This is a genomic window from Sphingomonas sp. Leaf412 (genome assembly GCF_001425405.1).
Lineage (GTDB): Bacteria > Pseudomonadota > Alphaproteobacteria > Sphingomonadales > Sphingomonadaceae > Sphingomonas.
Genome location: NZ_LMQP01000003.1, coordinates 10777 through 31360 on the forward strand (window position 1 = coordinate 10777; position 20584 = coordinate 31360).

The window sequence follows — 20584 nt, forward strand, 5'->3', positions numbered from 1 at the left end:
CGACCGGAATCCCGCCCGCATCGGCACCCGCACCCGAACATCCGCCGCATCATGCACGTCCGCCGGCACGCCCGCCCCCTCGCTCCCGAACAGCAGCACGTCGTCGCCCCGGAACCGCGCCTCGTACAGCGGCATCGCCCCCGCCGTCGTCGCCAGCACGATCCGGCCCGCCGTCGCCGCCCGGAACGCCGCCCAGTCCGCGTGGCGCACCACGTCCACCGCCCCGGCATAATCCATGCCCGCGCGTCGCAACGCGCGCTCGCCCCACGGAAAGCCCATCGGTTCGATCAGGTCGACGCCCGCGCCCAGGCACGCGGCAAGGCGCAGTATGGTGCCGACATTGCCCGCGATGTCGGGCTGGTGGAGCGCGATCCGCATGGGGGGCAGCGGCTACACGCGTAAAAAGCGATTGGCAAAGCGCGAAAACCGCGGCTATCAGGCCGGGAAGTGCCACCGTGGGGACGGGGGCGGAAGGCGGGCACGGATTCCCATGGGAAGGCTTTCCCGCAGCCCGCCGCGCGATGAGAGATGTGAGGCTGCACGCGAATGGCGACGATCGACGACAACATTCCTCTGGGCGAGAATCCCGCGCCCTATCATGAGGATGCCCACGACCCGCGCCGTCGCGACTTCATCAACATCGCCGCCGTGTCCTTCGCGGGCGTCGGAGCGGTGGCGATCGTCCTGCCGCTGGTGAATCAGATGAATCCGTCCGCCGACGTCCTGGCGCTGTCGACGACGGAGCTGGACATCTCGAAGATCGAGCCGGGTCAGGCGATCAAGGCCAGCTTCCGCAAGCAGCCGCTGTTCGTCCGCAACCTGACGGCGAAGGAGATCGCGGAGGCCGACGCGGTCGCCGTCTCCTCGCTGCGCGATCCGCAGACGCTGGAAGAGCGGACGAAGGCGGGGAAGAAGAACTGGCTCATCACGCTGGGCGTCTGCACCCACCTGGGATGCGTCCCGCTGGGCGCGGGCGAGGGCGAGAACAAGGGGCCGTTCGGCGGCTATTTCTGCCCGTGCCACGGCTCGGCCTACGACACCGCGGGCCGCATCCGTCAGGGTCCGGCGCCGACGAACCTGGCGGTTCCCGACTACACCTTCAACTCCGACACCGTCGTCACGGTCGGCTGAGGTAGCGACACATGAGCTTTCCCTGGGCCAAGCATTACGAACCGAAGCAGCCGCTGATGCGCTGGCTGGACGAGAAGCTGCCGCTGCCGCGCCTCGTCTACAACGCGGTCGGCGCGGGCTATCCGGTGCCGCGCAACCTGAACTATTTCTGGAACTTCGGCGTCCTCGCCGGGGTCGCGCTGGTGGTGCAGATCGTCACCGGCGTCGTGCTGGCGATGCATTTCGCCGCCAATGCGGGCGTCGCCTTCGGCTCGGTCGAAAGCATCATGCGTGACGTGAACGCGGGCTGGTTCCTGCGCTACGCGCACGCCAACGGCGCGTCGATGTTCCTGGCCGTCGTCTACATCCACATCGGCCGCGGGCTGTATTACGGCTCGTACAAGGCGCCGCGCGAGATGGTGTGGCTGCTGGGCGTCGTCATCTTCCTGCTGATGATGGCCACCGCGTTCATGGGCTACGTCCTGCCGTGGGGCCAGATGTCGTTCTGGGGCGCGCAGGTCATCACCGGCTTCTTCTCCGCCATCCCGCTCGTGGGCGAAAGCATCCGCGTGTGGCTGCTCGGCGGATTCGCGCCGGACAATGCCGCGCTCAACCGCTTCTTCTCGCTCCACTATCTGCTGCCGTTCGTCATCGCGGGCGTCATCATCCTGCACATCTGGGCGCTTCACATCCCCGGTTCGAACAACCCGACCGGCGTGGACGTGAAGGGCGAGCAGGACACGGTGCCGTTCCACCCGTATTACACGGCGAAGGACGGCGTCGGCGTCGCGGTCTTCTTCCTGATCTTCGCCACCCTGGTGTTCTTCTCGCCCAACCTGCTGGGCCACCCGGACAATTACATCGAGGCGAACCCGCTCTCGACGCCCGCGCACATCGTGCCCGAATGGTATTTCCTGCCGTTCTACGCGATCCTGAAGAGCTTCACCGCGGATTTCCTGCTGCCGGCGAAGCTGTGGGGCGTGCTGGCGATGTTCGGCTCGATCCTGCTGCTGTTCTTCCTCCCCTGGCTCGATTCGTCGCCGGTGCGGTCGTCCAACTATCGTCCGACCTACCGCTGGTTCCTGGTCGTGCTGCTGCTGGACGTGATCGTGCTGGGCTATGTCGGCGGCGCGGAGGCGTCGGCGCGCAACGTCATGCTGGGGCAGATCGCCTCGGCCTATTATTTCGCGCATTTCCTCATCATCCTGCCGATCGTGTCGGCATCGGAGCGTCCGCGCCCGCTGCCCAATTCGATCACGGAAGCGGTGCTGGCGAAGCACGGCGGCACGTCGCCCGCCAAGACGGCCATGGCCGGCTGATCGAGACGGACTAGAGGGACCGATAGAAACATGGCTCGTCTCATTTCGCTGGTGATCGGTGCGGGGTTCGTCTTCGTCCTCGCGCTGGCCCTGTTCTTCACCGCCAAGGATGCGATCCAGAGCCCGGCCGCCGCCACCGCGGAGCACGAGTTCCACGAGCATCCGCGCGACGCGCATCTGTCGTCGGCGGGCCTGCTGGGCAAGTTCGACCGCGCGCAGTTGCAGCGCGGGCTGAAGGTGTTCCAGGAGGTCTGCGCCGCCTGCCACAGCCTGAAGTACGTGTCCTTCCGCGACTTCGAGCATCTGGGCTACAGCGAGGGCCAGGTGAAGGCGCTCGCCAACGCATGGCCGATCGAGCAGCCGAGCGTGAACCCCGACACCGGCGAGGCCGCGACGCGCAAGAACGTCGCGTCGGACCGCGTGCCGTCGCCCTATCCGAACGAGGTCGCCGCGCGCGCCGCGAACAACAATGCGCTGCCGCCCGACCTGTCGCTGATGGCGAAGGCGCGGCACGACGGCGCGAACTATGTCTATTCGCTGCTGACCGGCTATCGCGCGCAGCCCGCCGCGCTGCTGAAGGAATTCCCGGACGCCAAGACGCCGGCGGGGCTGCACTACAACCCGTATTTCCCGAACCTCAACCTCGCCATGCCCGCGCCGCTGACGTCGGATGGCCAGGTGACGTACGACGACGGGACGAAGCCGACGCTGGACCAGATGGCGAAGGACGTGTCCGCGTTCCTGGCCTGGACCGCGGAGCCGAACCTGGAATCGCGTCACGCCGCGGGCGTCGCGGCGGTGATCTTCCTCGTCATCTTCATCTTCCTGACGTGGGGCGCGTACCAGAACGTCTGGCGCAACGTGAAGCATTGAGCCCTGTCCGTCATCCCGGCGAAAGCCGGGATCTCCTGCCGCAGGCGCTGGGCATGCGGCGAGAGACCCCAGCGTTCGCTGGGGTGACGACATGGCAAACGACGACCTGAAATCCCTGATCCGGACGATCCCCGACTTTCCGAAGCCGGGCATCGCCTTCCGCGATATCACGACGCTCCTGCTCTCGGCGCACGGCCTCGCCACCACCGTCGACCGCCTCGTCGCCGCGACCGATGGTCCGATCGACCTGGTCGCGGGGATCGAGGCGCGCGGCTTCCTCTTCGCCGCCGCGATGGCGGTGCCGCTGGACGCGGGCGTCCTGCTGATCCGCAAGGACGGCAAGCTCCCCGGCGCCACGATCGCGGAGGACTATGCGCTGGAATATGGCGAGGACCGCATCGCGATCCATGCCGACGCCTGCGCGCCGGGCGCACGCGTCCTGCTGGTCGATGACCTGATCGCCACCGGCGGCACCGCCCGCGCCGCGGTCCGCCTGCTGCGCAAGGCGGGCGCGACGGTGGAGCAGGCGCTGTTCGTCGTCGATCTCCCCGACCTGGGCGGCGCCGACGCCTTGCGCCGCGACGGCATCGCGGCCGACGCGCTGGTCGCCTTCTCCGGCCACTGACCCGGGCGGGTCCGGGAACTTCGCCCCACATACCGCCGTTTCCCCAGTAACCGGGGCCGCGCGTTCCTGCGGCCTTCTCCGGCGTGTGGGAGAAGTGACATGTTCCTCAAGCGACTGGCCCTCACCGGCCTCCTCGGCGGCCTCGCCCTCGGCACCGCGGCGTGCACCGACGGGTACGGCTACAGCGGCCTGGGCGTCGGCTATGGCGCGGCCTATGGCGGCGATCCCTATTACGATGGCTATGGCGGCGGCTGGGGCGGCGGCGGGTTCGGCAACGCCTATTACGGCTGGAACGACAATTTCTATTATCCCGGCACCGGCGTGTACGTCTATGACCAGTATCGCCGCCCGTTCCGCTGGAACGGCGCGCAGCAGCGCTACTGGCAGGGCCGCCGCAACGGCTGGGGCGATCGCGACGTGCGCGCCAATTGGGGCGATTTCCGGAACGACGTGCGGCGCGAGCGGCGCGACTATCGCGGCGACGTCCGCGACGCGCGCCGCGACTATCGCCAGGGCGAGATCAACCGCGACCAGCTGCGCGACCGCCGCCAGGACGCGCGCCGCGAATATCGCGGCGACGTCCGGCAGGACTATCGCGACCTGCGGCGTCAGAACCGGGCGGAAGGGGTGCGCACCCCCCGCCCGAACCGCGCCTTCCGCCCCCGCGGTCCGCGCCAATAGGGCTCAGTCGGCGGGCCGCGTCCGGATCAATCCGTTCGACACCATCGTCATCACCGCATCGCCGTCCTGGTTCAGGACCGCGATGCGGCTCTTGTAGATCCCCATTTCCGGGCGCGAGGCGGACACGCGCTTCTCCAGCACCTCGGTTTCCACCGACAGCACGTCGCCCGGATAGACCGGCTTCTGCCAGCGCAATTCGTCCACCCCCGGCGATCCCAGCCCCGCCTGCCGGTTCTTCGACAAATTCTCGACCAGCATCGCCATCGTCATCGCGCACGTGTGCCAGCCGCTGGCGGACAATCGCCCGAAATGCGTCTGCGCCGCCGCCTCGTCCGACAGGTGGAACGGCTGCGGATCGTATTTCCGCGCGAACTCGATCACCTCCTCGCGCGTCACCTCGTACGCGCCGAAGCGGCTGGTCGCGCCGACCGCGATATCCTCGAAATACTGCATCCCGCATCCTCCCTCTCGTCGCGTGGCGTCGTGACACGGTAACGCGCGCATGCGAAGGGCCCGATCGCATTTTACCGGAGCGATCAAGACGATGCGCGTGCTGCTGGCCCTGTCCGCGATCCTTGCCCTCACCGCCTGCGCCACCACCCCCGCGGCGCGCGGGCCCGTGGCGGTGAAGATCATCGCGCTGAACGATTTCCACGGCGCACTGGAACCGCCCAAAGCGTCGGTCCCCGCCACCGATGCCACCGGCACGGCGGTGCAGGTGCCCGCCGGCGGCGCCGCCTATCTCGCCGCCGCGGTCGCGCGGTTGAAGGCGGCGAACCCGAACAACCTCGTCGTCGCGGCGGGCGACCTGACCAGCGCGTCGCCCTTCGCCTCGTCGCAATTCCTCGACGAGCCGTCGATCCTGGCGATGAACATGATCGGGCTGGATCTGAACGCGGTCGGCAACCACGAATTCGATCGCGGCCCCGACGAACTGCTGCGGCTCCAGAACGGCGGCTGCGCGAAGCATACCGCGCGCACGCCCTGCCGCGTCGACGCGCGCTTTCCCGGGGCGAAATTCCGCTACCTCGCCGCCAACGTCCGGACGAGGGACGGCGCGACGCTCTTCCCCGCCACCGCGATCCGCGACGTCGCGGGCGCGCGGATCGGCTTCATCGGCCTGACGCTGAAGACGACGCCCAGCCTCGTCGTCCCCACCAACGTCGCGACGCTGCGGTTCGAGGACGAGGCGGCGACGATCAACGCGCTGGTCCCCAAACTGCGCGCGCAGGGCGCGGACGCCATCGTCGTGCTGATCCACCAGGGCGTGTATGCGAAGGGATATAACGGGGAGGGGTGCGCCGCGATGACCGGCCCGCTGCTGCCGATCCTGGCGAAGCTGGACCCCGCGGTCGACGTCGTCGTGTCGGGCCATACCCACAATGCCTATGTCTGCGATTACGCCGCGGTCGATCCCGCGCGCCCGTTCCTCGTCACCAGCGCGGGGAAAAGCGGGATGCTGCTGACCGACATCGACCTGTCGATCGACCGCGCTGCGCATCGCGTCGCGGGGAAGCGCGCGACGAACCTGATCGTGCAGGGAGAGGGGTATGACGCCGCCGCCGGCCCGGTCCCGGTCCAGCCCGCCTTCCCGGTCTATCCGGCCGAACCCGCGGTCGGATCGCTCGTCGCGCGCTATGTCGCGGCGGCGGAGCCGATCGCGAAGCGCATCGTCGGCCGCCTGTCCGGCCCCGCCTCGCGCGACCGGAACGCGTCGGGCGAATCCGTGCTGGGCGATCTGGTCGCGGATTCGCAACTGGCGGCGTCGCGCGCCGACATCGCCTTCATGAACAGCTACGGCCTGCGCGCCGATCTCGTCCCCGCCGCGGACGGCAGCGTCACGTACGGGCAGTTGTATGCGGTGCAACCGTTCGGGAACGTCGTGCAGGTGAAGGGCCTGACCGGGCGGCAATTGCGCGCGGTGCTGGAACAGCAGTTCGACAGCGGCACGAACACCGTCGCCAATCCCAACATGCTCGCCGGGTCGCGGGGCTTCACCTACGCCTACGACCTGCGCCGCCCGGCGGGGGAGCGTGTGCGCGATCTGCGCCTGAACGGGCAGGCGATCGCCGACGACCGCGTCTATCGCGTCGCGCTCAGCAACTTCCTGGCCACCGGCGGCGACAATTTCACCGTCTTCGCGTCGGGCACCGACCTGGCCGGCGGGCCGGAGGATGTCGACGCGCTGGAGGCGTATGTCGCCGCGCACCCGGGCATGACCCCGCCGGTGGCGAACCGCATCACCCGCCTGGACCCGCCACCGGCGAAATAGCGCCCTATTTCAACGCCGCCGCCGTATCGACCAGCCGCACGTCGTGCATCCGGCCCAGATACGCCTCGTAATATCCCTTGTGCGACGCCCCCACGATCGCGAGCATCCGCGTACCGGGATACCGGCCCAGCACGTCGCGGATGTTGCCGACCATGCGCAGGTTGCGCGTTTCCCAATAGCCGACATAGCCACGCCCCAGCCCGCCCGGCGCGGCCAGCGCGGCGCCGAAATCGGACCGGTACGTCGTCATCGCCGCCGCCGGATCGTTGTACGCGCGATACATCGCCAGCACGCCGCCGGGCCGCGCGATTCCCGCGACCAGCGCCTTGTCCGCCGCCATCCGCCGTTTGGTGAAGGGGTTGTCCCACGCCGCCATGATCGCGGCACCCGCCGCCTCGTCCTTCTCGGGGCTGTCGGCGCTGTGATCGTCGACCGCCCACAACCGCTCCAGCCCCAGTCGCGCGGCCAGCGGGGCGGCGATCCACGAGGTTTCGTTGCGCTTCTGCCGGTATCGCTCCAGCTCGGCGACCAGTGCGGCGTCGACGCCGTCGCCCGCACGCCGTTCCGCCGGCGCGAGCCGCAGCCATTGCACCAGCGCCGATCCGCGCTCGCCCGCGGCCAGGAATACCGCCGCCAGCCGCCGCCGCTGCGCCGCGGTCGGGTCGGCGGGCCACGCCGTCAACAGCCGTTCCGCCTCCGCATTGGCGGCGGGGACGTCCAGCCCCGTGGCCTTCGCCGCCGCGGACGGATCGCCGCAATAGGTCTCGACCGTCCCGGCATAGCGCGACGGATAGCGCCGCAGCATGTCGCATTGCAGCCCCGATACATTCTCGGTCGCGACCGCGGTCGGCTTCCACGCCGCCAGCCGGTCGAGCAACGGCCCTAGCAGCGCGGCGTCGAACGTCTCGGGCAGGCCCGACAGGTGCGTGGTGCCCAGCACCATCACCTCGTTCGGCGCCATCGTCGCCGGTGCCTTCAGCCGCCCCGGATCGAACGCGGGCCGATACTCCTGCGCCGTCGCGGGAGCGGCCAGCAAGGCCGCGATCAGGGGCAGGGTCATCGATGGGGTGCCTTCGTGGTTGAAAACACGACCTAGCCGAACTGTATTATGCAGGCAATACACATCGCGGCGTCACCTGTGTCCCCGCGAAGGCGGGGACCCGGCCTGGGGCCGATCGACATTCGCTTTTCCGGTGCAGGATGGTCGCGCGAAGCCGCAAAGACGCGAAGTGAAGCAAGAGATTGGTTCGCGCGGAGGCGCGGAGACGCGGAGAACGCAGAGAGTAAAGTGTAACGCAGACCGGCACTCCCTTCATGGAAGCAGCGATGTCGGGCCGGCCGGCAATTGGCCCTTCGATCAGCCCGGTGCGCGACACCTCCGCGTCCTCGGCGCCTCCGCGCGAACCCAAACTTCCTTGCGGCTTCGCGGTTTCGCGTGAGCGTCTCACGCCGCAATCTGAATGTCGATCGGTCCTGGGCCTCCGCCTTCGCGGAGGCACATTGCGCGGTCAACCCGCGCCGCGTTCAGACGTTGAACCGGAACAGCATCACGTCGCCGTCGCGCGTGACGTACTCCTTGCCTTCCTGCCGCAGCTTGCCCGCGTCGCGCGCGCCGGTCTCGCCGCCCAGCGCGACGTAATCGTCGAACGCGATCGTCTCCGCGCGGATGAAGCCGCGCTCGAAATCGCTGTGAATCGCGCCCGCGGCCTGCGGTGCCTTCGACCCCGCCTCGACCGTCCACGCGCGCGCTTCCTTCGGCCCGACGGTGAAGAACGTCAGCAGGTGCAGCAGCTTGTACCCTGCCCGGATGACGCGGGCGAGGCCGGTTTCCTCCAGCCCCAGTTCGGCCAGGAACTCGGCGCGGTCCTCCGCGGGCATCGTCGCGATCTCCGCCTCGATCGCGGCGGACACGACCACGGCCTCCGCGCCCTCCGCCGCCGCCTTGGCGAAGACGCGCGCGGAATAATCGTTGCCCGCCGCCGCATCCTCCTCGTTCACGTTGCACACGTACAGGACGGGCTTGGCGGTCAGCAGCTGCGCCTGATCCAGCACGCGCTGCTCCTCCGCATCCGCCACCTGCGTCAATCGCGCGGGCCTGCCCTCGCGCAGCAGGTCCAGCGCGCGCGCCAGCACCACCGCGGCCAGCTTCGCCTCCTTGTCCCCCTGCTGCCCCTTCTTGGCCAAATTGGGGACGCGCTTCTCCAGGCTGTCGAGGTCGGACAGCATCAATTCGGTCTCGACCGTCTCCGCATCCGCGATCGGGTCGACCTTGTTGTCGACATGCTGGATGTCGTCGTTCTCGAAACAGCGCAGGACGTGGACGATCGCATCCACCTCCCGGATATTGCCCAGGAACTGGTTGCCCAGCCCCTCGCCCTTGCTCGCGCCGCGCACCAGGCCCGCGATGTCGACGAAGCCCAGCTGCGTCTCGATCACCTTCGCCGACTTCGCGATCTCCGCCAGCTGCTGCAACCGCGGATCGGGGACGCCGACGTTGCCGACGTTGGGCTCGATCGTGCAGAACGGATAGTTCGCCGCCTGCGCCGCCGCGGTCTGCGTCAGCGCGTTGAAGAGGGTGGACTTGCCGACGTTGGGCAGGCCCACGATGCCGCAGCGGAAACCCATCGCGTGTGTCCGTCCTGAAAGTGGGAAAGCGCGCCCTCTACGCCCTGCGCCCCGCCCCCGCAACGCCCGTCGCGATCCCGGCCGCGGGGGTCTTAGTCGGATCGACTACAGCCTGCCCGCGGCCCGGTCCTTATCATGCGCGCGTCGTCGAGAACGAAGGATGGACGTACGATGATCCAGGCAACCGGCATCGGCCCGACCCGCGCTGCCCCGCCGCCGCCACCCCCGCCGCCGCCCCCGCCGCTCTCGGCGGTGCAGCAGGGCGACGTGGCCGCCGGCCGGCTGCGGCTGGTGGAGGGGCAGGCGTTCAGCGTCGGCGATCCGTCCGCCCCCGCCGTGGCGACATGGGCCGACCAGCCTCCGACCAGCGCCTATCGCCAGGCGTTCGACGCCGCCGCCGCGCGGCTCGGCACGACCGATCGCGCCGCGGTGACGGCGGAGATCGGTCGCCAGCTGTACGGCGAGGCCGCGCCGTCGCCCGTCGCGGGCACGTCGGGGCAGGGCCCCGTCCCCGCTTCCGCCCCCGTGTCGGCCTTCGCCGGCGTCACGGCGACGGGCAGCGCGCAGGTCGAGCGCGACGGCGAGGGCATCGGCTCCTTCCTCGACGGCGCGTTCAAGGGCGATTTCGGCGACAACGACAGCTGGTCCTCGCTGGCGGGACAAAGCGTCGTCGGCTTCATCCCCATCGTCGGGCAGGTCGCGGACCTGCGCGACACCGCCTCCGCGGTCGGCCGGGTGTTCCGCGGCGAGGAGGGCGGCTGGGCCGCGCTGGGCATGGCGGGCGTCGCGTGGGTCCCGGGCGTCGGCGACCTGGTCAAGAACGGCCTGCGCGGCGCGGACAAGATTGCCGACGCCGGCAGCGACGTCGTCCGCCGCGGCGCCGACGACGCGGCGGAGGGCGCGACCGACGCGGGCGCACGCCTGACCCGCGACGTCGATCCCGTCACCGGCCGCGTCACGATCCGCGGGGAGGGCGGGGAGAAGGGCGAATGGCCGCCTGAACTGAACGCCCGGCGGCTGGAGGCGAACGCCGACTATCATATCAACGGCTATCACTATGCCACCGACGCGCAGGGCCGGGTGAACAGCGTGGAGGGTCGCCTCGACCTCTCGCCCGCGGACCGCAACGGCTACCAGCAGCAGGTATCCGGCCGCGCCGACCGCCTGCCTGATGACCAGGGCGGACACCTGATCGCTTCGATCTTCAACGGCCCGGGCGACCGGCTGAACCTCGTACCCATGAACGGCAACTTCAACATGGGCGCCTGGCGCAGCATGGAGGCCGGTTTTGAAACCGCCTTGAAGGAGGGCAAGCAGGTCGACGTGCGCGTGGACGTGATTTATGCGGAGGGGACGCAACGACCGGCGAAGTTCGTGGTGCAGAGCGTCGTCGACGGGAAAGCCGAGACGTTGACCTTCCGTAACCGCCCGGGTGGATGATGATGGACGCACAATATCAACAGATCGCGCGCGAGATCGTCGCGATGTGCCCTGCACCTTTCGCCCATGCCACGTTGGAGGCGTCGCTCGGCGACGGCTTCTCGAAGGTCGCGCTGACATGCGTCGATGCGGGCGGGGAACACAAGTCGGTCCCGGTTTCGGCGCTGGCCGCCTCCAACATCGACGACGCACTGGTCGAGCTGCGGGAGGCGTGGCCGACGAAGCCGCCGTTCTCCACCTGCACCTTCACGCTGTCGCCGGACGGCACGTTCAAATTCGATGTCGGTTATGGGGACTGACGGGGCGGTAATGAGAACCAGCGTGGAAACCGTGGCGCAGATCATCGTGAGCAACGCGCCAGACGGTTGGGAAAGCGCGTGGCTGTCCGGCCGCGCCGAGGATGGATACATCGGCGATCTGACCGCCGATTACGTCCACGCCGATGGCAGCGCGCGGTGGTTCGACATTCCCGACGCGGCGGACAGCTTGCAACTGGCGAATGCGTTCCTGAAACTGCGTGAAGAGATGCCGGGCAGGGACAAATGGTCGAAGTGCACCTTCCACGTGTTTAGGGACTGAACGTTCCGGCTCGATCTCGGTTACGATCCGGACGATGCCGATGACGCACGCGATGCCGGAGAGTGATCGTTTCGCATCCCTAGGCGAGGTGGCTGCGTTGCTGCGCGCCGCATGCCCGGCCGGTTACGAGCGTGCGTGGATTGAGGCGACGGTCGGCGACGACTGGGACGAACAGACGATCTGCTGCGAACGTCGGGGCGAGCGGTTGCAGCCGGATACGGGCGTGGCCGCTTGCTTCCGGATCGGCCGCATCCTGCGGGAGGTGAGGAAGAGCATGCACGACGACGGCAATCCGCGATGGTCGCGCTGCACCTTCACGATCTTTCCCGACGGGCGCCACACGCTGGAGATGATTGGCGACGAGTGACGCGCGAACCCACTTGCCGGGCACGGACGGACCTCCGGATGCAGGTTGCCGGACGATCGCTGGCATCCTTCTGGCCGCCTGTCCGCCCGGGATCGATCGTGCCTGGATCGAGGCCGTGGTGGAAGACGGGCATGTTCGCGCCGAATATCGGTATCGGGTCGGCGACGAGGTGAAGCAACCTGCGGTTGCAGCGGTCGATTCTTTCCGGATCGCGCAGGCGCTTGCCCACGTGCAAGAGGGATGGCCGCCGCCGTCATTCTCGACCTGCGTGTTCGCCGCTTTCCCCGACGGCCGCGTGACGCTCGACGTCACCGATGCCGCGCCGCCTACCACCGGTAGTTGAAGCTCACGCTCACCCGGTCGCCCTTCCCGGCATGCGGCATCACCTCGTGCCGCAGCCAACTTTCCCACAGGAACAATGTCCCGGGCGCCGGCTCGACGTACACGAACGTGTCGTCGCGCGGCGGCGCGGCCATCAGCATCGGCAGCCGCGGGTCCTCCAGCTTCAGCGCCCCCGACCCCGGCGGCACCGCGACGTAGAAGGTGCCCGACACCACGCTATGCGGGTGGATATGCCCCGAATGCGTGCCGCCCGGCTTCATGACGTTCACCCACAGGCTGTCCAGCTTCAGTCGCCGTCCGCCCAGGTCCATCCCCGCCTCCCGGGCGAACGTCGCGACCTCCCGGTCCAGGTGCCGTTTCAGGTCGGCGAAGGCGGGGTCGCGGACCGGCAGGTCGTCGAGCGAGGCGTAGCTGGTGTAGCCGCGATAGCCGTGCGCCTTCGACCACGCGCGCCCGGCGCGATCGTCCGTCGCCAGCGCCTGCGCCGACCGCGCCAGATCGTCGAGCAACCCGGCGTCGGCGATCACGGATTCGTGGAAATAGGTCGGGAACAGCGTGCGTATCGGCATATCCGCGTCGAAGCACGGCCCGCCGCGCGTCACAAGCCCCGACCACCGGCAACAATCCGTCACGCGCCGATCATACCACCGCAATCGCGTACACCTATCTCTTGCCCATTAAACAGGCATCTGCTCAATCATTGGGCAGGTCATCGAGGAGAAGCTGCCATGATCCTGTTCGCGCTCGCCTCCGTCGCCGCGGCGACCACCCACAGCGCCACCGTCGAGCATCGCGGCGCGCGCTACGACGTCGCGCACCGCGCGCGCATCGACACGCGACATCGCACCGTCGGCGCCGCAACCGGCGCGCGCATGACGACGCAGCGCTGCCGCTGGACCGCCACGGTGCGGGTCGAGCGCGAGATCGCGCGCGCGGGCGGGGACGGCGGCGTCGCCACGCTCCTGCCCATGGCCGAAACGGTGCAGGGCGACCGCCACGGCCCATGCGACGGGCGGGGGGAGGTCGCCGACGCGCGCATCCGCGACGCCGCCGCGCGCCTGGTCGACGCCGCGCGCGGCGATCGCGCCGCGACGCTCGCCGCGATCGACGCCGCCCACGGTCTGGCCGCCAATTGATCCGTCCCGTCCTTTCCGCCGTCGCGATCCTCCTGCCCGCCGCCCCCGCGGCGGCGCAGGCGGTCGCCGGTCCCGCACTGTCGGTGGAGGCGGCGACCGACGCGCGCGTCCGCGGCCTGAGCTGGAGCGACGGCCGCCCCGCCGTGTCGGTCGCCGCGGCCGTGCCGCTGGGGAACGTGCGGTTCGACGCACGCGCCACCACGCTGCGCGGCAGCGCGCGGCACGGCGGCAGCGACATCGGCCTCGACACGGCGGTCCGCTACGTCCGCGACAGCGGCGGCTGGCGCGTGAGCGCGGGCGTCGTCCACCACGCCTTCCTGAACCGCGCCGCGGGCAATTATGCGGAGGTGGAGGCAGGCGCCGGCTATCTCATCGGCCCGCTCGATCTGGCATTGTCCGCCACCTGGGCCCCGTCGCAGCGCGCGATCGGCGGCGACAATCTGTACCTGCGCGCGGGCGCCGCGGCGGGCGTGCCCGGGACGCCCTATACCTTATACGCCCATGTCGGGCGCAGCATCGGGCCGGAGGGCAGGGCGCGCGCCACCCGCCTGCGTCCCGGCGGCGACTATACCGACTGGCGGCTGGGCGCGGAACGCCCGCTCGGCCCGCTGGCGCTCGGCGCGGCGCTGACCGGCACGTCGATCGACGAACCGGTGACGCCGACCCGCTTCACCGACCGCCACACCGGCACACGGCTGGTGGCGACCGCGCGCGTGGATTTCTAGGGAAGGTAGTTCGCGCGAAGACGCGATGACGCGAAGAAGATTTGTTCGCGCGGAGGCGCGGAGACGCGGAGGTGCTCGCGTCCGCCGATACGTCTCGCGACAGCGAGACTTTCATTCGCGTGACGGGCCGATAGTGTGAAGGCTGCTGGCGCAGCGAGCGTCATCCACGAACGTGACACCTCCGCGCCTCCGCGCGAACCAGCCTTCTCCCTATCCCTGCACCCGCAACGCCACGTCGTTCATGAACCGCACGTCGTCGCCTTCTGCCAGCCGGTCCGCCTCCGCCGCCACCGCGCCCAGCATGTCGCTCAGCGCGTCGATCTCCGCCTTCGCATAATTGCCCAGCACATGGCCGGTCACGCGGTCCTTGTGCCCCGGATGGCCGATGCCCAGCCGCACCCGGCGGAAGTCCGCGCCCAGATGCTGGTCGATCGAGCGCAGCCCGTTATGCCCCGCGGTCCCGCCGCCCTGCTTCACCTTCACCTTCATGGGGGCGAGGTCCAGCTCGTCGTGGAACACCGTCAGCGCATCGAGCCCGAGCTTGTAGAAGCGCATCGCCTCGCCGACGCTGCGGCCGCTGTCGTTCATGAAGGTGGCGGGTTTCAGCAGCAGGACCTTCGCGCCGCCGACGCGGCCTTCCTGCACCCAGCCCTGGAATTTCTTGGCCGACGGCGCAAAGCCATGGACCGCGGCGATCGCATCGACCGCCATGAAGCCGACATTGTGCCGGTGCATCGCATATTGCGCCCCCGGATTGCCGAGCCCGACCCACAATTGCATCGTGAAATCCAATCTCCCGCCATGGAGCGAAACGTCATGCCGGGCTTGTCCCGGCATCCACCGGGCCGCAAGCGCAAAAACCGTTGAACACGCGGCACGGTGGACCTCGCGACAAGCCCGGGCTGACGGCACCGGCGACGTTCACGCACGCCCCGCGCAGAAGCGGCGACCGAGGCATCGAGCCTCGATCGCCGCTGACCCACCCCTTGCCCCTCCCTTGAAAGGGAGGGGTGGGCATGACGCATTACTCCGCCTTGTCGCCTTCGCCGTCGGCGTCATCCGCCTCGGCTTCCTCGGCAGCAGCCTCGGCCTCGACCTCTTCCGCATGTTCGGCGGCCTGCGCCTCGGCGACCTCGGCGTCGAGCGCCTCGTCCTCCGCGGTCGGCACCGTCGGCGGCACGACCGTCGCGACGGTGTATTCCGTGTCCTCGACCGCGGGCGTCACGCCCTTGGGGAAGGTCACGTCGCCCAGGTGGATCGTGTCGCCGATCTCGCGGCCCTTCAGGCTGATCGCGATCTCGGTCGGGATCTCGGCCGCGTCGCAGGTCACGGCGATCTCGTGCGCCACGACGTTCAGCACGCCGCCCTGCTTCAGGTAGACCGATTCGTCCTCGTCGGTGAAGTGCACCGGCACCTGCACGGTCACGGTTTCATGCGCGCGGATGCGCAGGAAGTCGACGTGGACCGGACGGTCGCTGACGGGATGGAAATGGACGTCCTTGGGCAGCGTCCGCTGACCGTTGATCGTGACCACGGTGGTCATGAAGTGACCGGAACTCAACGCCTTGACCAGCGCCTTCTCCTCGAGGTGGATCGAGGTCGGTTCCTTGTTCTGGCCGTAGATCACGGCGGGGACGCGGCCGTCACGACGCAGCGACCGGGAGGCTCCCTTGCCAACCCGGTCACGCGTCTCGGCAGCGAGCGTTAGCGTATCGCTCATCTGAATACCTTCCGAAACGTATGAATAAGTCCTTCCGCCACGCCTCCAGGGATGACCATGACGGAAGCGGGCGCGCATAGCGGATTGTGTTGTTTAACACAACTATCCTCCCCGGAACGGGGAGGGGGACCATGCGCAGCACGGTGGAGGGGGAGTGCCACCGGCGACACGTTCGGGAAGAACCCCCTCCACCCCTCGCTACGCGAGCGGTCCCCCTCCCCGTGCCGGGGAGGATATCAGTAGCGGACCCGCACCGCCTTCAGCTTGTACGCGCCGAGCATCGCCTGCACGCTCTCCGGCCCCGCCAGATGCCCCGCGCCGACCGCGACGAACACCGTCCCCGGCGTCTTCATCCGCTCCGCGATCCATCCGGCCCAGCGCTTGTTGCGGTCGGTCAGCAGCGCCCTGGCCACCTCCGGCGATTCCTTCAGCGTGTCGTTCATGTCCGTCGCCAGCGCATCGGGATCGCCCCGCGACCAGTCGGCGACCATCTTCGTCATCGTCGGCCCCGCGGTCGGCAGTTCGTCCAGCGTGCTCTCCAGCAACTTCACCTGCGCCGCGTCGGACAGGCCGTCGAAGATCGACAACTGCCCCTCGAACGTCTCCAGCCCGCGCACCGCCTTGCCCTGCGCCTTCGCCGCCTGCGTCAGCACCGCCTCCGGTCCGTTGGCGGGGACGTAGCCCAGTTCCTGCACCGGCAGCGCGGTCAGCGACACCGCCGCGAACCACGGCCGCATCTTCTCGTACATCGTGGCGGGAAGCCCGGTCTTCGCCATTACCTGGGTGAAGGTGGTGCGGTATTTCGGGTTCAGCCGCTGCGTCAGCGGCGTCGCCGGCGCCGCGTCGAACGCCTTGGCCGCGACGACCTTCTGCTGCGTCGCCGCATCGGGCTCGACCATCTCCAGCACCAGCGTCTGCGAGCGGTCGAACGCGGTCTTCACCGCCTCGTCGAACCAGCTCAGGCCCGGCTTCAGCACGTGGATCGTGCCGAACAGGTAGATCGTCGTGTCGTCGTCCTTCACCACCCACAGGGCGGGATCGGCATCGGTGGTCGCGGGCGCGGGCGTCGACGGCGATTGCGCGCACGCGGGCGTGGCGAGCGCGAGAAGGGGGGCGGCGGCGAGCAGCGGGGAACGCAAGGGCACACTCCTTGGATGGAAGCGCGCTAGATAGGCGGCCCCTTGCCTGAATGCGAGCCATCCGCCAGAGGCTGCGCCACGATGACAGAAGCACCGCTCAGCTTCCAGGCGATGATCCTGCGCCTCCACGATTACTGGAGCGCGCGCGGCTGCGTCATCCTGCAACCGTACGACATGGAAATGGGCGCGGGCACCTTCCACACCGCCACGACGCTGCGCGCGCTCGGCCCGGACGCGTGGAACGCCGCCTTCGTCCAGCCGTGCCGCCGCCCCACCGACGGGCGTTATGGCGAGAACCCCAACCGGCTCCAGCATTATTACCAGTATCAGGTGATCCTGAAACCCTCGCCCCCCGACCTTCAGGAACTGTACCTGGGGTCGCTCGCCGCGATCGGCATCGATTTTTCCCGTCACGACATCCGCTTCGTCGAGGACGACTGGGAATCGCCGACGCTGGGCGCCTGGGGGCTGGGCTGGGAGGTCTGGTGCGACGGGATGGAGGTGACGCAATTCACCTATTTCCAGCAGATGGGCGGCTTCGATTGCAAGCCCGTCGCGGGCGAGCTGACCTACGGGCTCGAACGCCTGGCGATGTATATCCAGGACAAGGATTCGATCTACGACCTGGCGTTCAACGACGCCGGGGTCACCTACGGCGACGTGTTCCTCGAGAACGAGAAGCAGATGTCGGCGTGGAACTTCGAGGTCGCCGACACCGACGCCCTGTTCGAACAATTCCGCCGCCACGCCGCGGAATGCGAGAATTGCCTGACCGCGAAACTGCCGATCCCCGCGTACGAACAGGCGATCAAGGCCAGCCACACGTTCAACCTTTTACAGGCGCGCGGCGTGATATCGGTCGCCGAGCGCCAGGCGTACATCGGCCGCGTCCGCGACCTGGCGAAGGCCAGCTGCCAGGCGTGGATGGAAAAGAACGGATGGGCGGCGTGAGCCTGCCGCTTCCAAATCCTCCCCGGAACGGGGAGGGGGACCATGCGAAGCATGGTGGCGGGGCTGGCCGCAGACTGACCGGGCCGATGCAGACCGTCACCCGTGCGCGCCGCCTTCGCAGCGACATGACGCTCCCCGAAGTCCTCCTGTGGCGGGCGCTGCGCACCCGCCCGGCCGGCCTGAAATTCCGCCGCCAGCATCCGGCGGGCGACTTCATCCTCGACTTCTACTGCGCGGCGGCGAACCTCGCGGTCGAAGTGGACGGACAGATCCACGCCTCCGCCGACCAGATCGAGCACGACCGTCGCCGCGGCTCATGGCTCGCCCGCCGCGACGTGCGGGTCCTCCGGCTTCCGGCGTCGCTGATCCTTTCCGACATGGCGGCAGCCCTCGAAGCGATCCTGGCAAGCGCCACCCCCGGCCAGCCCCTCCACCAGCCTTCGGCTGGTCCCCCTCCCCATGCTGGGGAGGATTTGAGAACGTCATGACCGACTTCCTGCTCGAACTCCGCTCGGAGGAAATCCCCGCCCGCATGCAGGGCAAGGCGCGCGAGGATCTCGCCCGCCTGTTCGCCGCCGAACTGGCGAAGGCGGGCCTCGCCGCCACCGCGACCACCACCTACGCCACCCCCCGCCGCCTGGCCCTGATCTTGCGCGGCCTGCCCGACGCGACGCAGGCGGTGGCCGAGGAGACGAAGGGCCCGAAAGCGGGCGCACCCCCGCAGGCGCTCGACGGCTTCCTGCGCAAGACCGGCCTGACCCGCGAGCAACTGGTGGAGCGCGACGGCGTGCTGTTCGCGGTCGTTGAGAAGCCCGGCCGCGCCACCGCGGACGTGCTGGCCGACGCGATCCCCGCGGTCATCCGCGCCTTCCCCTGGCCCAAGTCGATGCGCTGGGGCGCCGCCTCCGCCTCGACCGAAAGCCTGCGCTGGGTCCGCCCGTTGCAGGGCATCGTCGCGCTGTTCGGCAAGGACGTCGTACCGGTCGAGATCGCCGGCCTGACCAGCGGCGCCGCGACCGTCGGCCACCGTTTCCACCACCCCGGCGCGATCATGATCGGCGGCGCGGATGATTACGTCGGGAAGCTCCGCGACGCCCATGTCATCGTCGACCAGGACGAACGCCGGTCGATCATCGCGCTCGGCGCCACGATGGCCGCGAAGAAGGCGGGGCTGACATTGGTCCGCGACGAGGGCCTGCTGATCGAGAACGCCGGCCTCACCGAATGGCCGATGCCGCTGCTCGGCCGTTTCGACCCCGCCTTCCTCGACGTGCCGCCCGAGGTCATCCAGCTGACCGCACGCGTGAACCAGAAGTATTTCGTGTGCCAGGACGCGGACGGAAAGCTGGCGAACGCCTTCGTCTGCACCGCCAACATCGACGCCGCGGACGGCGGCGAGCGGATCGTCGAGGGCAACCGCAAGGTATTGGCCGCCCGCCTGTCCGACGCGCGTTTCTTCTACGAGCAGGATCTGAAGGTCCCGCTGGCGGAACAGGCGGAGAAGCTGAAGAAGATCGTCTTCCACGAAAAGCTGGGCACCGTCGCCGACAAGGTCGACCGCGTCGCGAAACTGGCAAGATGGCTGGTTGAAGAGGGGATTATCCTCCCCGGCACGGGGAGGGGGACCAGCGAAGCTGGTGGAGGGGGAGCGCCCCGAAGCGAACCGCCAGTGGAGAACCCCCTCCACCGTCCTTCGGACGGTCCCCCGCAGCAGGTCGATCATGCCCCGCATGATCGAGGATCGTCCGGGGGACGATCCGACCTGTTGCGCCATGCCGGGGAGGATACAGAGGAGCTAGCGTCCCTCGCCGACCGCGCCGCCCGCCTGTGCAAGGCCGACCTCGTCACCGGCATGGTCGGCGAATTCCCCGAATTGCAGGGCCTGATGGGCGGCTATTACGCCGCCGCGCAGGGCGAAGACCCCCGCGTCGCCGCCGCGATCCGCGACCATTACAAACCGGTGGGCGCAGGCGACGACGTGCCGACCGATCCGGTGACGGTGGCGGTGTCGCTCGCAGACAAGCTGGATACGGTCGTAGGATTTTTTGTAGTCGATGAGCGACCGAGCGGCTCACGAGACCCGTTTGCGTTACGTCGCGCGGCGCTCGGCATTATCAGCCTCGTGGAAGATAACGGCATCAGGCTGCGCATCTCGCAAGCTGTTGCTCAGCTTCTTATTTCGACCGGCTTGCTCACCCGCGTCATCAGCTTGGAGCCGGCAGTCAGGCGATTCGAGGCAGACCAACAGACGTTGAAGCTGTTTGGGGAGGTGCTAACACAAGAGCGATCGGATCAGTACTTCAGCGAAGTCTATCCGGCGCTCGATAACGGCGTTCTATCGAAGATTTTGGATCGAGGGGCGCTCATAAAAATCTTCCTCGCCGACCGCCTCAAGGTCCAGCAACGCGAAGCCGGCGTCCGCCACGACCTCATCGACGCGGTGTTCGCGCTCGGCGGGGAGGACGACCTCGTCCGCCTCCTCGCCCGCGTCCGCGCGCTGCAAGCCTTCGTCGCGACGCCCGACGGCGCGAACCTCCTCGCCGGCTACAAGCGCGCCGCGAACATCCTGAAGAAGGAAGGGTCTGAAGCGCCCTCTCCCCACCGGGGAGAGGGAAGGGGCCCGCTCGCGTCAGCGAGTGGGAAGGGTGAGGGGACGCCACAAGCGACCCCGCCCGTGGCT

At 68.8% G+C, this 20584-nt stretch carries 24 protein-coding genes; 16 read left to right on the forward strand and 8 right to left on the reverse strand.

Features of this window, described 5'->3' with window-relative positions; all coding sequences use genetic code 11:
- The coding region (locus ASG29_RS07165) for a tRNA (cytidine(34)-2'-O)-methyltransferase (RefSeq protein ID WP_055982400.1) at positions 1 to 378 on the reverse strand (378 nt) is incomplete at its 3' end.
- Positions 379 to 546: 168 nt separating this feature from the next.
- Between ASG29_RS07165 and petA the strand changes: the two genes are divergently transcribed.
- The 5 genes from petA to ASG29_RS07190 all read left to right on the forward strand — a co-directional run bounded on the left by petA (position 547) and on the right by ASG29_RS07190 (position 4608).
- Positions 547 to 1131, forward strand: coding sequence for a ubiquinol-cytochrome c reductase iron-sulfur subunit (petA, locus tag ASG29_RS07170; RefSeq protein WP_055982402.1), 585 nt, complete (start codon positions 547 to 549; stop codon positions 1129 to 1131).
- 11 nt (positions 1132 to 1142) lie between these two features.
- Positions 1143 to 2429, forward strand: coding sequence for a cytochrome b (locus ASG29_RS07175; RefSeq protein WP_055982404.1), 1287 nt, complete (start codon positions 1143 to 1145; stop codon positions 2427 to 2429).
- A 30-nt stretch (positions 2430 to 2459) separates the two neighbouring features.
- On the forward strand, positions 2460 to 3302 hold the full coding sequence (locus ASG29_RS07180; RefSeq protein WP_055982406.1) for a cytochrome c1: 843 nt from the start codon (positions 2460 to 2462) through the stop codon (positions 3300 to 3302).
- Between the two features lie 91 nt (positions 3303 to 3393).
- Positions 3394 to 3927, forward strand: coding sequence for an adenine phosphoribosyltransferase (locus tag ASG29_RS07185; RefSeq protein WP_055982408.1), 534 nt, complete (start codon positions 3394 to 3396; stop codon positions 3925 to 3927).
- 99 nt (positions 3928 to 4026) lie between these two features.
- Positions 4027 to 4608, forward strand: a complete 582-nt coding sequence (locus ASG29_RS07190; protein ID WP_055982410.1) for a hypothetical protein — start codon at positions 4027 to 4029, stop codon at positions 4606 to 4608.
- A 3-nt stretch (positions 4609 to 4611) separates the two neighbouring features.
- Here ASG29_RS07190 and ASG29_RS07195 read toward each other — a convergent pair whose 3' ends face one another.
- Entirely contained in the window at positions 4612 to 5061 is a 450-nt protein-coding gene (locus tag ASG29_RS07195) for a MaoC family dehydratase (protein WP_055982412.1), read from the reverse strand.
- Between the two features lie 91 nt (positions 5062 to 5152).
- Between ASG29_RS07195 and ASG29_RS07200 the strand changes: the two genes are divergently transcribed.
- Positions 5153 to 6880, forward strand: a complete 1728-nt coding sequence (locus tag ASG29_RS07200; RefSeq protein ID WP_235532818.1) for a bifunctional metallophosphatase/5'-nucleotidase — start codon at positions 5153 to 5155, stop codon at positions 6878 to 6880.
- Between the two features lie 4 nt (positions 6881 to 6884).
- Here ASG29_RS07200 and ASG29_RS07205 read toward each other — a convergent pair whose 3' ends face one another.
- Together ASG29_RS07205 and ychF are read right to left on the reverse strand one after the other, a co-directional pair.
- Positions 6885 to 7940 carry a DUF5694 domain-containing protein gene (locus tag ASG29_RS07205; RefSeq protein WP_055982416.1) on the reverse strand — a complete coding sequence of 352 codons (1056 nt, stop codon included), beginning with the start codon at positions 7938 to 7940 and terminating at the stop codon, positions 6885 to 6887.
- A 464-nt stretch (positions 7941 to 8404) separates the two neighbouring features.
- Positions 8405 to 9505, reverse strand: a complete 1101-nt coding sequence (gene ychF, locus ASG29_RS07210) for a redox-regulated ATPase YchF (RefSeq protein ID WP_055982418.1) — start codon at positions 9503 to 9505, stop codon at positions 8405 to 8407.
- 171 nt (positions 9506 to 9676) lie between these two features.
- Here ychF and ASG29_RS16670 point away from each other — a divergent pair, with 171 nt between their 5' ends.
- From ASG29_RS16670 to ASG29_RS16675, 5 genes are read left to right on the forward strand one after another with little or no spacing between them, the layout of a single operon-like run.
- Complete coding sequence (locus tag ASG29_RS16670) at positions 9677 to 10945, forward strand: DNA/RNA non-specific endonuclease (RefSeq protein ID WP_055982420.1); 1269 nt, start codon at positions 9677 to 9679, stop codon at positions 10943 to 10945.
- Positions 10942 to 11244: a hypothetical protein gene (locus ASG29_RS07220; RefSeq protein WP_055982422.1), complete on the forward strand. Its 303-nt coding sequence runs from the start codon at positions 10942 to 10944 to the stop codon at positions 11242 to 11244. Before ASG29_RS16670 ends, ASG29_RS07220 begins: the two co-directional genes overlap by 4 nt.
- Positions 11245 to 11266: 22 nt before the next feature.
- Positions 11267 to 11524 carry a hypothetical protein gene (locus ASG29_RS07225; protein WP_156457942.1) on the forward strand — a complete coding sequence of 86 codons (258 nt, stop codon included), beginning with the start codon at positions 11267 to 11269 and terminating at the stop codon, positions 11522 to 11524.
- 34 nt (positions 11525 to 11558) lie between these two features.
- Positions 11559 to 11891 (forward strand): hypothetical protein, encoded by a 333-nt coding sequence (locus tag ASG29_RS07230; RefSeq protein WP_235532819.1) that lies wholly within the window; start codon positions 11559 to 11561, stop codon positions 11889 to 11891.
- A 13-nt stretch (positions 11892 to 11904) separates the two neighbouring features.
- Positions 11905 to 12234, forward strand: coding sequence for a hypothetical protein (locus ASG29_RS16675; protein WP_156457943.1), 330 nt, complete (start codon positions 11905 to 11907; stop codon positions 12232 to 12234).
- On the opposite strand, the gene ASG29_RS07235 is transcribed toward ASG29_RS16675, so the two are convergent.
- Positions 12218 to 12802: a TIGR02466 family protein gene (locus ASG29_RS07235; RefSeq protein ID WP_055985181.1), complete on the reverse strand. Its 585-nt coding sequence runs from the start codon at positions 12800 to 12802 to the stop codon at positions 12218 to 12220. The two genes, ASG29_RS16675 and ASG29_RS07235, sit on opposite strands and share 17 nt — an antisense overlap.
- Before the next feature lie 159 nt (positions 12803 to 12961).
- Between ASG29_RS07235 and ASG29_RS17010 the strand changes: the two genes are divergently transcribed.
- The gene (locus tag ASG29_RS17010) at positions 12962 to 13369 is read left to right on the forward strand and encodes a hypothetical protein (RefSeq protein WP_055982429.1); all 408 of its coding nucleotides are present in this window, start codon (positions 12962 to 12964) and stop codon (positions 13367 to 13369) included.
- Positions 13366 to 14094, forward strand: coding sequence for a TorF family putative porin (locus ASG29_RS07245; RefSeq protein ID WP_055982431.1), 729 nt, complete (start codon positions 13366 to 13368; stop codon positions 14092 to 14094). The genes ASG29_RS17010 and ASG29_RS07245 overlap by 4 nt, the downstream gene beginning before the upstream one ends.
- Positions 14095 to 14304: 210 nt before the next feature.
- Here the strand turns inward: ASG29_RS07245 and pth are convergent, their stop codons facing one another.
- The 3 genes from pth to ASG29_RS07260 form a co-directional block, all read right to left on the reverse strand.
- Positions 14305 to 14874 (reverse strand): aminoacyl-tRNA hydrolase, encoded by a 570-nt coding sequence (gene pth / locus ASG29_RS07250; protein ID WP_055985184.1) that lies wholly within the window; start codon positions 14872 to 14874, stop codon positions 14305 to 14307.
- A 244-nt stretch (positions 14875 to 15118) separates the two neighbouring features.
- Positions 15119 to 15814 (reverse strand): 50S ribosomal protein L25/general stress protein Ctc, encoded by a 696-nt coding sequence (locus tag ASG29_RS07255; protein ID WP_055982433.1) that lies wholly within the window; start codon positions 15812 to 15814, stop codon positions 15119 to 15121.
- 236 nt (positions 15815 to 16050) lie between these two features.
- On the reverse strand, positions 16051 to 16959 hold the full coding sequence (locus ASG29_RS07260; RefSeq protein ID WP_055982436.1) for a TraB/GumN family protein: 909 nt from the start codon (positions 16957 to 16959) through the stop codon (positions 16051 to 16053).
- A gap of 75 nt (positions 16960 to 17034) precedes the next feature.
- Between ASG29_RS07260 and ASG29_RS07265 the strand changes: the two genes are divergently transcribed.
- The 3 genes from ASG29_RS07265 to glyS form a co-directional block, all read left to right on the forward strand.
- Complete coding sequence (locus ASG29_RS07265; RefSeq protein ID WP_200932392.1) at positions 17035 to 17904, forward strand: glycine--tRNA ligase subunit alpha; 870 nt, start codon at positions 17035 to 17037, stop codon at positions 17902 to 17904.
- An 86-nt stretch (positions 17905 to 17990) separates the two neighbouring features.
- Entirely contained in the window at positions 17991 to 18392 is a 402-nt protein-coding gene (locus tag ASG29_RS07270; RefSeq protein WP_055982440.1) for an endonuclease domain-containing protein, read from the forward strand.
- Positions 18389 to 20584 (forward strand): glycine--tRNA ligase subunit beta (gene glyS, locus ASG29_RS07275; protein ID WP_082515817.1); only part of this gene is annotated, 2196 nt, incomplete at its 3' end. The genes ASG29_RS07270 and glyS, both read left to right, overlap by 4 nt.